General features: G+C 67.9%; 11 protein-coding genes. 3 read left to right on the top strand and 8 right to left on the bottom strand.

Annotation, left to right across the window (positions count from 1 at the left end; all coding sequences use genetic code 11):
• From VGC18_RS15340 to VGC18_RS15310, 7 genes are all read right to left on the bottom strand, one after another.
• On the bottom strand, positions 1-977 hold a 977-nt coding region (locus tag VGC18_RS15340; protein WP_331098970.1), incomplete at its 3' end, for a UDP-N-acetylmuramoyl-tripeptide--D-alanyl-D-alanine ligase.
• Positions 978-2516, bottom strand: coding sequence for a UDP-N-acetylmuramoyl-L-alanyl-D-glutamate--2,6-diaminopimelate ligase (locus tag VGC18_RS15335; protein ID WP_331098968.1), 1539 nt, complete (start codon positions 2514-2516; stop codon positions 978-980).
• Between the two features lie 31 nt (positions 2517-2547).
• Positions 2548-4314: a penicillin-binding protein 2 gene (locus VGC18_RS15330; protein WP_331098965.1), complete on the bottom strand. Its 1767-nt coding sequence runs from the start codon at positions 4312-4314 to the stop codon at positions 2548-2550.
• Positions 4315-4369: 55 nt separating this feature from the next.
• Positions 4370-4939, bottom strand: coding sequence for a hypothetical protein (locus VGC18_RS15325; RefSeq protein ID WP_331098963.1), 570 nt, complete (start codon positions 4937-4939; stop codon positions 4370-4372).
• The gene (gene rsmH / locus VGC18_RS15320; protein ID WP_331098961.1) at positions 4936-5889 is read right to left on the bottom strand and encodes a 16S rRNA (cytosine(1402)-N(4))-methyltransferase RsmH; all 954 of its coding nucleotides are present in this window, start codon (positions 5887-5889) and stop codon (positions 4936-4938) included. The genes VGC18_RS15325 and rsmH overlap by 4 nt, the downstream gene beginning before the upstream one ends.
• Before the next feature lie 103 nt (positions 5890-5992).
• Positions 5993-6424, bottom strand: a complete 432-nt coding sequence (gene mraZ, locus VGC18_RS15315; RefSeq protein WP_331098959.1) for a division/cell wall cluster transcriptional repressor MraZ — start codon at positions 6422-6424, stop codon at positions 5993-5995.
• A 219-nt stretch (positions 6425-6643) separates the two neighbouring features.
• Positions 6644-7012 carry a DUF3040 domain-containing protein gene (locus VGC18_RS15310; protein WP_331098957.1) on the bottom strand — a complete coding sequence of 123 codons (369 nt, stop codon included), beginning with the start codon at positions 7010-7012 and terminating at the stop codon, positions 6644-6646.
• A gap of 78 nt (positions 7013-7090) precedes the next feature.
• Here VGC18_RS15310 and VGC18_RS15305 point away from each other — a divergent pair, with 78 nt between their 5' ends.
• Entirely contained in the window at positions 7091-8212 is a 1122-nt protein-coding gene (locus VGC18_RS15305) for a polyprenyl synthetase family protein (RefSeq protein WP_331098955.1), read from the top strand.
• 7 nt (positions 8213-8219) lie between these two features.
• Here the strand turns inward: VGC18_RS15305 and VGC18_RS15300 are convergent, their stop codons facing one another.
• Complete coding sequence (locus VGC18_RS15300; RefSeq protein WP_331098953.1) at positions 8220-8561, bottom strand: Rv2175c family DNA-binding protein; 342 nt, start codon at positions 8559-8561, stop codon at positions 8220-8222.
• A 268-nt stretch (positions 8562-8829) separates the two neighbouring features.
• Between VGC18_RS15300 and VGC18_RS15295 the strand changes: the two genes are divergently transcribed.
• On the top strand, positions 8830-10068 hold the full coding sequence (locus VGC18_RS15295; protein ID WP_331098951.1) for a muramidase family protein: 1239 nt from the start codon (positions 8830-8832) through the stop codon (positions 10066-10068).
• A 58-nt stretch (positions 10069-10126) separates the two neighbouring features.
• Positions 10127-11703: Stk1 family PASTA domain-containing Ser/Thr kinase (gene pknB / locus VGC18_RS15290; RefSeq protein WP_331098949.1), on the top strand; the 1577-nt coding region annotated here is incomplete at its 3' end.

Here is an 11703-nt window from a genome sequence, read left to right as displayed (position 1 = left end):
ATCCGCCAGCGCTCGGCGCGGCGGATGGACTCCAGGGCCTCGACGGTGTCGTCGAGCGGCACCCCCAGCTCGGAGACGACGGCGACGGCGGCCAGGGCGTTCATGACGTGATGCTCCCCCAGGATCCGCAATCTCACGGTGCGACTCGCCGCTCCGACCGACAGCCGGAAGGAGGTGCCGCTCGCGGTGGCGCGCAGATCGTCGGCGCGGACGTCCGCACGAGGGTCGAGGCCGAACCACACGGGCCTCGCCGCCGTCAGCGCCGCCATCGCGGCGACACGTTCGTCGTCCAGGTTGAGCACGGCGACGGCGTCGCTCGGCAGCTCGGTGACGATCTCGGCCTTCGCGCGCTGCGTGACCTCGATCCCGCCGAACTCGCCGGCATGCGCGAGGCCGACCTTGAGCACGACGGAGATGTCCGGCCTCGCGATCGCCACCGTGCGGGCGATGTCGCCGATGCCGCTCGCACCCATCTCGATGACGAGGAAACGGGTATCGCGATCGACCGACAGCATCGACAGCGGAGCGCCGACCTGGTTGTTGAAGGATCCGGGCGGGGCCACCGTCGGTCCCTGGGCGGACAGGATGACCCGCAGCATGTTCTTGGTGGTGGTCTTGCCGTTGGACCCGGTGATCCCGATGACCGAGAGGGTCCCGGAGGCGCGGACCTCTGCCACGACGAACCTGGCCAGGGAGGCGAGGGCCTCGAGCGTGTCGGAGACGATCACCTGGGGAACGGGCAGGTCGAGCGCATGCTCGACGATCAGCACGGCGGCACCGCCGTCCACCGCGGCGCCGGCGAAGAGATGGCCGTCCGTCACCTCCCCGGTCATCGCGAAGAAGATCGATCCTGGCTGCACGAGACGGGAGTCGGTCTGGGCGGATCCGGCGACCCGGGTCTGCGCCGAGGCTCCGTCCGGCAGTTCGAGGACACCGTCGACGGCGGCCGAGAGCTCGGCCAGTGTGAGGTCTATCACCTAGAGCCAGCCGGTCTCGCGCAGGGCCTCGCGGGCTTCCGCTCGCGCGGAATACGGCGTCCGAACGCCCCTGATGTCGCGGTAGTCCTGATGCCCGGGGCCTGCCCAGAGGATCGAGTCGCCCTCACGGGCGAGGGACACGGCGTGCCTGATTGCCTGCTCCGGCGGGCTGACCTCGAAGAGCTCTGCCTGGTGCTCGGCGAGGTTGGCGCCCTCGATGAGGGTCGCGCGGATCGAGTCGGGGTCTTCGAAGCGCGGGTGGTGATCGGTGATGACGAGGATGTCCGATCCCTCCGAGGCCACGCGACCCATCTCGTGGCGTTTTGTCGCATCGCGATCGCCGTCGGCGCCGAACACCATGATCACCCGGCCTGGCGTGATCGTACGGACGGCGGCGAGGGTGTTGAGGAAGGCATCCGGGCTGTGTCCGAAGTCGACGAAGACCGCCGGCCCCCTGTCGCCGGAGACCCGTTCCGTGCGTCCGGGCAGATAGGCCTCGATGCCGCCCTCGATCGCCTGGCCGATGGCCTCGAGCTCGAAGCCCGCCTCGACGAGCATCACGATCGCGAGCCCGGCGTTGGCGGCCATGTGCCAGCCGATGAGCGGAACCCGCGTCACGAGGGAACGGCCCTCCGGCCCGGTGAGCCGGAACTCGGTGTATGCGGCCTGCTGATCCAGGATCTCGACGTTCCATTCCCCGGGGACGCCGGGAGTGGCGGAGATCGTCGTCACCGGGATGCGCGACCCCTCGACGACCTTCTGGCCCCACGGCGAGTCGAGGGACACCACACCGCGCTTGCCGCGCTCCGGTTCGAAGAAGGCCAGTTTCGAGGCGAAGTAGTGATCCATGTCGGCGTAGTCGTCGAGGTGGTCATGGCTGAGGTTGGTGAAGGCGACGACGTCGAAGAGCAGGCCGTCAACACGATTGCTGCTCAGCGCCTGGGCGCTCACCTCGATCGCGACGGCGCGCACCTCGCTCTCGCGCATCCTGGCCAGGAGGGCGTGCATCTCGCTCGCCTCCGGCGTGGTCAGCCTGCTGACGACTGTGAGGTCGCCGATGTGCCGCTCGGCCGTCGAGCTGAGCCCGGTCACCAGACCAAGCTGCTTGAGGATCGCCTCCACCAGATACGCGGTCGACGTCTTGCCGTTCGTCCCGGTGACGCCGAGCAGCAGCGGCGGATGCTCGTTCGTCCGGTACACCCACGCGGAGACGTCGCCGAGAGCCGCACGCGGCGACTCGACCAGCACGATCGGCAGCCCGCTGTCGGCCGCGATCTCCGCGCCGGCCGGATCGGTGAGCAGGGCCACGGCCCCGCTCTCGGCGGCCTCGGCCGCGAACTGCGCGCCGTGGCTGTTCTTTCCCTGGATGCCGACGTAGAGATCACCCGCCTCGACCTCGGTGCTGCGGAGGGTCACTCCGGTGATCTCGATACCGTCCAGCGAGCCTCGATGGTCGAGCCCGAATTCTGCGACGAGCCCGGCGAGCGGCCTGGCGAGCGGATGTTCCGGTCTGAGGACCGGGGGAATCCGTGCGGTCAACGCGTCCCCTTTCTTAAGGGATTGTGCCGCCTCACCAGGTTGTCGGCGGGGTTGTCGATGGTGTCGTCGACGGCGTGACTCGATACTTCGTGAGTACTTCGCTCATGATCTTTTGGAACGTCGGCGCGGCGGCTGCGGAGGTTTTCATGATAGCGGGCTTGGTGTAGGTCACCAGGACGACATACTGCGGATCCTCGGCGGGAGCCATGCCCGCGAGCGACACGATGCGGTCGCCGGTGTACCCCGCGCCATTCGGACCGGCGACCTCCGCCGTACCACTCTTGGCCGCCACCCGGTACCCGGGGATCTTCAGCGAGGCCGACAGCTCGCCGCCGTCGACGACGCTCTCGAGCATGTTGACCACGGTCTTGGCCGTCTGGTCGGAGACGACCCTGGTCCCGGCGGACGACGGGGTGTCCGTGACGGTCCCGTCGGCCTTGGTGCAGCTCTGCACGAGCTTGAGCGGCAGCTTCACCCCGCCGTTGGCGAGGGTCGCGTACGCGCTCGCGAGCTGTACCGCGGATACCGCGATGCCCTGCCCGTACGCGATGTCGTACTTGGAGATGTCGTTCCAGGGCAGCGCGGTGATGCCACGCGATGACTCGCCCTGGAAGTCGACGGCGCTCGCCTGGCCGAGGCCGAACTTCTTGAGGTACTCGTACCGGGTCGACTGCGGCGCCTTGACCGCGAGCTGGGAGATGCCGACGTTCGAGGACTGCTGCAGCACGCCGGTGAGGGTCAGGTGCTCCGTCGCGTGCGCCGTCGCGTCGTGGATGACGTGGCCCTCCGGCGAGGTCCACGCCGATGGCACCGTCACCGGGGTGGTCGGGGTTGCCGCGCCGCTGTCGATGAGCGTCGCCGCGGTGAGGGCCTTCATGGTCGAGCCCGGCTCGTAGTAGTCGGTGAATGCCTTCGAACCGAGCTGATCCGGGTGCTCCGTCGCGGTCGCGCTGACGTCGTTGGGGTCGACCGACGGCCAGTCCGCGAGGGCCATCACGGCGTTGTCCTTCACGCGGATCACGATCGCCGTCGCCGACTGGGCACCGATGGCCGTCGCCTGCTCGGCGATCGCCTGCGCGCTGAACCAGTCGAGATCGGCGTCGAGGGTCAGTTTGACCGTCCCGCCCGGCTTCGCGGCCTTGGTGACGACCGAGCTGCCGGGGATCTGCACGCCGTCCGCTCCCCGCTCGTAGGTCGAGGTCCCGTCGGTGCTCGCGAGACACGAGTTCTCCATCGTCTCCAGGCCGTTCTGCGGCCCGTCGGTCCCGACGAAGCCGACCAGGTTGCCTGCGACCGACCCGTCGGGGTAGATGCGCTTGGGGTGCGGCTGCGGATAGATCCAGGGGATGTCCAGGGCGCGGATCGCCCGCATCGTCGACGTCTCGACGCTGGAGGCGAGCACGACGTAGTCGGACTTGGGGTCCTTCGTCAGGATCGCCATCACGGCGGCGGGATCCTGCGAGGTCAGTCTCGCCAGATCGTTGACCGCATCCTGAACGCTCACGTCGGTGGTGACCTTGCCCTTCTTCCGCTCGAACGAGTTGGCGTTGCGCGGCGAGGCGGTGATGTCGTAGCGGGTCACGCTGTCGGCGAGCACAACGCCGTTGGCATCGACGATCTGTCCGCGCGGGGCGTAGGTGGTCACCGCGATGGCGCGGTTGCTGAGCGACTCCCGGGTCAGCTGGTCCGCGCGCACGACCTGGATGTCGACCAGGCGCACGGCGAACACGGCGACGATCGCGAAGACCATCACGACGGCGAGAGCGAGGCGCCTGCGGCTTCTGCGCGGATGGTTCACAAGCAGCTCCTCAGTTGCTGGTCGGTCGGTGCGCCGATCCGGGCGACACCACGATTCAGTGGGTGATCGGCGCCGGAAGCGCTCCAGGGTCCGACGCTACCGAGCTGGTCGACGTCGGCGTCTCAGGCGCGCCACCGCCGGCCGCCACGGTGCCGTCCGCCGTCATGTCGGGAGTGAGCAGCGCGTTCGGGATGAGACCGCCGCTGGTCGCGTCCGTCCCGGCACCGGCCGCGCTCGGCGCCTGAAGCACAGCGCCGTCGGAGAGCCGCAGCCAGCCGGCGCTGCTGCTGTTCATGACCATGCCGAGCTGCTGGGCGCGGGTGACGAGGTTCTGCGGCGACTCGAGCACGTGCAACGACTCGGTGAGCGTCTCCTGATCGCGGCTGAGCTCCTTCTGCGTCGACTGCAGCGCGCTGATCTGGTAAGTGCCGTTCGACAGCATGATGCTGAGCAGCAGCTGGACGATGAGGATGACGAACAGTCCGCCGACCGCGATGATCGCATAAACGAGCTTCGGCCTGGCCCGCCGCTGCCTGCGGCTGGCCACGATCTCGATGTGGCGTGGGTGCTCTTCGACCTGCAGCGGCGAGATCGCGGGACGGGCATAGGCGAGGTCGGTGCTCATGCCGCCCTCCTGATCCGGGTCGCGGCGCGGAGGCGCACGGGAGTGGCCCTGGGGTTGACGCCCTTCTCCTCCTCGCCCGCGAGCTCCGCGCCCCGGACGAGCAGCTTCAGCCGGGGCAGGTGCTCAGGCAGCTCGACGGGAAGTCCCGCCGGTGCCGTCGACGACGATGCCGCCGCGAGAGCCCGCTTGACGATCCGGTCCTCGAGCGACTGGTAGGCGAGCACGACGATGCGTCCCCCCACCTCGAGGGCATCGATGGCGGCGGGGATGGCCCGCTCGAGCACCGAGAGCTCCTGGTTGACCTCGATGCGCAGCGCCTGGAAGACGCGCTTGGCCGGATGTCCGTTGCGCTGCACCGCCACCGGGGTGGCCGCGGTGATGAGCTCGACGAGCTGAGCCGAGCGCACCAGGGGCGATGCCGTCCTGCTCTCGACGATGCGCTTGGCGTACCGCTGCGACAGCCGTTCTTCGCCGTACTCCCAGAAGATCCGCCGGAGCTCCTGCTCGCTGTACTCCGCGAGGATCCGCTCCGCCGTGAGGGACGAGGTGGAATCCATCCGCATGTCCAGCGGCGCATCCTTCGAATACGAGAATCCCCGCTCCACCCGGTCCAGCTGCAGCGAGGAGACACCGAGGTCGAAGAGGATGCCGGAGACCTCCGTTATCCCGAGCGTCTCGAGAGACTCGGCGAACCGGTCGTACACCGTGTGCACGAGATGGACGCGGTCGCCGAAAACGGCCAGCCGCTCCCCCGCGATCGCGAGCGCATCGGGATCGCGGTCGAAGCCGATCAGCACGAGCTCGGGAAAGCGCCGGAGGAAGGCCTCCGCGTGGCCGGCCATTCCGAGGGTGGCATCGACGAGCACCGCGCCGGGACGCTCGAGAGCGGGGCTCAGCAGCTCGACGGTGCGCTCGAGCAGGACGGGGGTGTGGATCTGGCTGTCGACCATGGAAACCGGGCGGAGCCCCTTTCCTCTGATCCCCATCCGGTCCGACCTGCCACCGGGGAAGTGTGGCAGGGCGCATGAACGGCTGGGAGTCAGGGGCAAGGCGCTAGAAGAGCCCGGGGATCACCTCCTCCGTCGTCTCGGCGAACGCGCTTTCCTGTTCGGCGTAGTAGGCCTCCCAGGCGGCGGTGTCCCAGATCTCGGCCCGATTGCCCGCGCCGATGACCGTGAGCTCACGGCCGAGGCCCGCGTAGGTCCTGAGGCCCACCGGGATCGTCACCCGGTGCTGGGCGTCGGGGACTTCGGCGTTCGCCCCCGAGAGGAACAGACGCAGATAGTCACGGGCCTGCTTGCTGGTCACCGGGGCCTGGCGGATGCGGTCGTGCAGCTCCTCGAATTCCCGGGTGCTGAACACGTAGAGACAGCGCTCTTGACCCCTGGTGATCACGACACCGGACTCGAGCTCTGCCCAGAACTTCGCGGGGAGGATGATGCGCCCCTTGTCGTCGAGCTTGGGGGCATAGGTGCCGAGGAACATCGGCGGCTCCCCTCATTCTCCGGCCTGGATGCAGGTGCTCTCCACTTTACTCCACTTCCCACCACAAAACAATGAAATTCGCCAATAGCGTGGCTCGAGTGGCCCTCTCTTCCCCGTAATTACGGGGCAGAGAGGAGTGGAGGGAATTGGAGGGACCCGCGCCGATTCCGGGCAAAAAAAAGGACCGACCCGAAGGTCGGTCCTCTGTCGAAACCCGTGCTATTCGTCGTGGTCGTTCTGACGCTTGTCCCAGCGCTCGTTCATGCGATCCATGAACCGCGGTTTGCGCGCCGCGGGCTGAGCGGTCACGTCCTCCGGCTCGATGCCGCGTTTCGGCGAGGAGAACGCCATCAGCACGCCGACGAACATCACGACGAAACCGGCGATGCCGATGATCGGCTGGTGCAGCACGACCCCGGTGACGATGACGGCCACACCGACGACCCCCAAGAGAATGCCCACCACGACGGAACGGTAGCTGGGACGTCCCCGTCGACTCCCCACGGTCGCCACGAAGTCAGCGTCGTTGTGATAGAGACTGCGCTCCATCTCTTCCAGAAGTCGTTGTTCCTGTTCCGACAGCGGCATGGTGACTCCTCTCAGGCTCGAGACCCACACATGGTAATGCCCAATTGTATGCACCCGCGGCGTAGCTAGGCTAGGACCGTGGCTGAGAGTACGCGGTTAGTTGACCTTGTCCAGGCAGACATCGATGCCTTTCTCGACGATAGGGCGCCGCTTCTTCTCTCCATCGGGGAAGACCTGGCGCCCTTCGTCGACTACTCCAGGGACCTCCTCCGGGGCGGCAAGCGGTTCCGCGCGCTCTTCTGCTACTGGGGCTGGCAGGCCGTCACCGGGCGCTCCACCGGCTTCGACCCGCTGCCGGAGGAGCACGGCTCGCCGGACCTGCACGCCGTGGTCCACGCCGCCGGCGCCCTCGAGCTCTTCCACGCGGCCGCGCTCGTCCACGATGACATCATCGACAACTCCGACCTGCGCCGCGGCATCATGGCGGCGCACAAACGATTCGAATCGCTGCACTCCGACGGGGCCTGGACGGGTTCGGCCGGCGACTTCGGGCGATCGGCCGGAATGTTGCTCGGCGACCTGCTGCTGGTCTGGAGCGATGAGCTGTTCGACGGCGGCCTGCGCGCGCTCTCGTCCGTCGCGGCGGGAGAGGCCGCCCGCCTGGAGTTCAATCGCATGCGCACCGAGGTCACCATGGGGCAGTACCTCGACCTGCTCGAGGAGCGCGCCTGGCGCAGTTACCCGGAGGCCGACCTGCTCGGGCGCGCCCACCGGGTCATCGTCTACAAGTCGGCGAAGTACAGCATCCAGGCACCGCTGGCCATCGGTGCCGCCCTCGGCGGCGGAAGCCAGGAGCAGCTGTCCGTTCTCCGGGACTTCGGCCTGCCCCTCGGCATCGCCTATCAGCTCCGGGACGACCTCCTCGGCGTGTTCGGCGACCCGGAGACCACCGGCAAACCCTCAGGGGACGACCTGCGCGAGGGCAAGCGCACGGTGCTCATCGCGCTCGCGAGGACCAAGCTGCCCGGAAACGCCAGGAGCCTGCTCGACGAGCTGCTCGGCGATCCGGAGCTGACGGCCCAGCAGATCTCCGTTCTGCAGGCATCCATCAGGGACAGCGGAGCGGTCGACCAGGTCGAACGGATCATCGATCACAACGTCAAGCTGGCGATCGCGGCGATCGCGGATGCTCCGCTCAGCGCTGCCTCCAGGCAGCAGCTGGTGCGGCTGGCGGACACCGTCAGCAAACGGTCGGCCTGAACACCCCTTAGAACCCGAGCGCCTGGGCGATCCTGCGCACCTCGGCCTTGCGACCGGAACGAAGCGCATCGATGGGGGCCGCACCGAGGCTCTCCTCCTCGGTGAACAGCCAGCGCATGGCCTCTTCGTCGCTGAATCCGCTGTCGTGAAGCACGAGGAGCGTTCCGCGCAGCTCGCCGAGCGGCTCACCGTCGCGGAGGAACAGCTCCGGGACCTTCCAGACGCCGTCGATCTTCGCCGCCAGCAGATGGCGGTCCTCGATCAACCGGCGCACCTTGCTGACGCCGATCCCGAGGATGTCGACGAGTTCGGGAATGGTGAGCCAACGGATGTCGGGGGCAGTAGTCACGCAGTCAAGCCTGCCAGAAGCGGACGCAGGCGCAAACCCGGCCAATTATTTCCGTCAGGTTAACTGAAACCTCAGAAGTGAGCTCAAACACCGTAGGCCACAATAATTGACAGAAACCTCCTTCTGTGCCAGCGTTGGTTGGGCGCATCTATGCCTGCTCGGGCGGGGATTGAACAGGGGTTTTCACATGACGGACATTGCAGATCACGGAACACGACACACGACGCCGAAGGCGCGTGGCCGTCTGAGCAGAGGGCTTCTCAGCACCGTGCCCATCGTGATCGTCGGTTCGATGGCCATGAGCATGAACGTCACCGGTCCGATCCAGACGACCGAGGCCAAGCGCATCGACAAGCCCAAGACCACGCCATCGGAGCTGGGGAAGAGCATCCGTGACGCCTTCTCGGCGGCCAAGCGCGTCGCCGTCAACCCGAATGCAGCCGCCGTCACGCCCGGCGCGGCGACGGTCGCCGCATCCGCTCCCGCCACCTATCGGGTCGCAGCGGGAGACACGGTCAGCAGCATCGCGGGGCGGTACGGACTGGCGACCGCCTCGGTGCTCGCGCTGAACGGCCTGAGCTGGAAATCGGTCATCTTCCCCGGCCAGGTGCTCAAGCTCGCCGGCGGCGGGGCGACGCCGATCGTCTCGACCCCGGCATCCAGCAGCAGCTCCCGCTACACCATCCAGCGGGGCGACACCATCGGGGGCATCGCCGCCAAGTTCGGTCTGGCCACGCAGACCCTGCTCAGCGCGAACGGCCTGGGCTGGGGCAGCATCATCTACCCCGGCCAGACGATCGGCATCCCCGCGACCACGGCAGCCGCCGCTTCCTCGACCCCGGCCCCCGTCGCCGCCGCGGCCAAGCCGGTCACGGTATCGACCGGGTCATACGTCGTCCAGTCCGGTGACACGGTCAGCAAGATCGCGAGCAAATTCGGCGTCAGCGTGCAGGACCTGCTCACCGCCAACGGTCTCGGCTGGTCGAGCATCATCTACACCGGCCACAGCCTGAAGATCCCCGGCGCCACTGCGGTGCTCGCCTCCTCGATCACCCCCATCGTCAGCAGCAGCGCCCCCTCGTCATCGTCGCCGCAGACGGCGCTCACGGCGGAGATGACCACCAACGCGAAGACCATCATCCGCATCGGCAAATCGCTCGGGGTGCCGGACTACGGGCTCGTCATCGCGCTCTCCGCGGCGGCCCAGGAATCCGGACTGCGCAATCTCACCTACGGCGACCGCGACTCCATCGGCCTGTTCCAGCAGCGGCCGAGCGCCGGCTGGGGAACCCGCACCCAGCTCCTGGACACCACCTACGCGACTCGCCTGTTCTTCGGCGGCAAGACCAACCCGAACAAGGCCAACACCCGTGGGCTGCTGGACATCCCGGGCTGGCAGTCGAAGACCGTCACCCAGGCGGCTCAGGCCGTGCAGCTCTCCGCCTATCCGACGGCGTACGCGAAATGGGAGACGGCCGCCCGCTCCTGGCTCGCCCAGCTGGGCTAAAGTCCGCTTCACGGTGTTTTAGCGGGATGGTTCGGTCCGCCAACTTTAGACTCGTGGAGTGAGCACCAACAGCACGGACCCACTGATCGGTCGTCTCATCGACGGCCGATACCAGGTTCGCTCACGCATCGCCAGGGGCGGCATGGCCACCGTCTATCTCGCGACCGATCTTCGCCTCGAGCGGCGGGTCGCCATCAAGGTCATGCACGGCCACCTGGCGGATGACTCGCAGTACCGCGCGCGCTTCATCCAGGAGGCCCGCTCCGCCGCCCGCCTCGCGCATCCGAACGTCGTCAACGTGTACGACCAGGGACAGGACGGCGAGACGGCCTACCTCGTCATGGAGTACCTGCCCGGTATCACGTTGCGCGACCTGCTGCAGGAGCACAAGGTGCTCACCACGATGCAGACGATGGACATCATGGAGGCGATCCTCTCCGGCCTCGCGGCGGCGCACAAGAGCGGCATCGTGCACAGGGACCTGAAGCCGGAGAACGTGCTGCTCGCGGACGACGGCCGCATCAAGATCGGCGACTTCGGCCTGGCCAGGGCGGCAAGCGCCAACACCGCGACGGGCAACGCCCTGCTCGGCACCATCGCCTACCTGTCCCCCGAACTGGTGACCCGCGGCATCGCCGACACGAGAAGCGACATCTACGCCGTCGGCATCATGCTGTACGAGATGCTCGCGGGCGAGCAGCCGTTCAAGGGCGAGCAGGCGTTCCAGATCGCCCACCAGCACGCCAACGACACGGTGCCGACGCCGAGCAGCAAGAACCCCAGGGTGCCAGCCGAGCTCGACGAACTCGTGCTGTGGGCGACAGCCAGGGACCCCGATCAACGGCCTCGCGACGCCAAGACGATGCTCGACCAGCTGCACGAGACCGAGGCACTGCTTCGATTGGACGAATCGGCGACCGGGGCGACCGTCGCTCAGCGCACGGTGGTCATGCCCTCCGCCGTCGCGCCGTCGGGGACGGACGCCCAGACTCAGGTGCTCACCCCCAAGGGCAGACACCGCACCGGCCCCGTCCTGACCCAGTCGACGGCGACACTGTCCGAGAAGAGCGACCGCCGCAGGGCGAAGGGATTCTGGCTTTTCGGCCTGGTCATCCTGCTCGCCGCCCTTGCTGGAGGAACCGGCTGGTACTTCGGGGCCGGGCCAGGCGCGCACGTCACCATCCCGAGCGTGTCCGGCAAGTCGGTCGCCCAGGCAACCAGCGTCCTCACGGGGCTCGGCCTCGAGGTGAACCCGAAGAACGGGACGACGCCCTCGCTGACGGTGCCGGCGGGAGCGGTGGCGAAGACCACTCCCCCCGTCGGGCGGTCGGTCGTGAAGGACAGCACGGTCACCCTGCTCGTCTCGACCGGCCCCAAGATGCTGCCGATCCCGAAGCTGGTCGGTCTGGACCAGAAGGCGGCGATCAGCACGATCTCGGATGCCGGCTTCCGCTACGACGCCAAGGGGCTCCAACAGCAGTTCGACGACAAGGTCCCGCTCGGCACGGTCATCTCGGCCTTCGCCGCCGGGGGCACCGATCTGTCCACCCTGACCCAGTACGGGCAGAAGCAGCCGATCTCCCTGCTCGTGTCGGCGGGCCCGCTGCCGGATGTGGCCGGCAAGAGCTTCGCCGA

The sequence above is a fragment of the Lacisediminihabitans sp. genome, assembly GCF_036404185.1.
In the GTDB taxonomy this organism is placed as follows: domain Bacteria; phylum Actinomycetota; class Actinomycetes; order Actinomycetales; family Microbacteriaceae; genus Lacisediminihabitans.
The sequence above is the reverse complement of the archived record's forward strand: the minus strand, read 5'-3'. Positions and strand labels throughout refer to the sequence as shown.

Excerpts from the sequence above, each read along its gene's own strand:
- mraZ (WP_331098959.1), bottom strand. The coding sequence starts at position 6,424 with ATGTTCCTCGGCACCTATGCCCCCAAGCTCGACGACAAGGGGCGCATC.
- rsmH (WP_331098961.1), bottom strand. The coding sequence starts at position 5,889 with ATGGTCGACAGCCAGATCCACACCCCCGTCCTGCTCGAGCGCACCGTC.
- VGC18_RS15310 (WP_331098957.1), bottom strand. The coding sequence starts at position 7,012 with ATGCCGCTGTCGGAACAGGAACAACGACTTCTGGAAGAGATGGAGCGC.
- VGC18_RS15325 (WP_331098963.1), bottom strand. The coding sequence starts at position 4,939 with ATGAGCACCGACCTCGCCTATGCCCGTCCCGCGATCTCGCCGCTGCAG.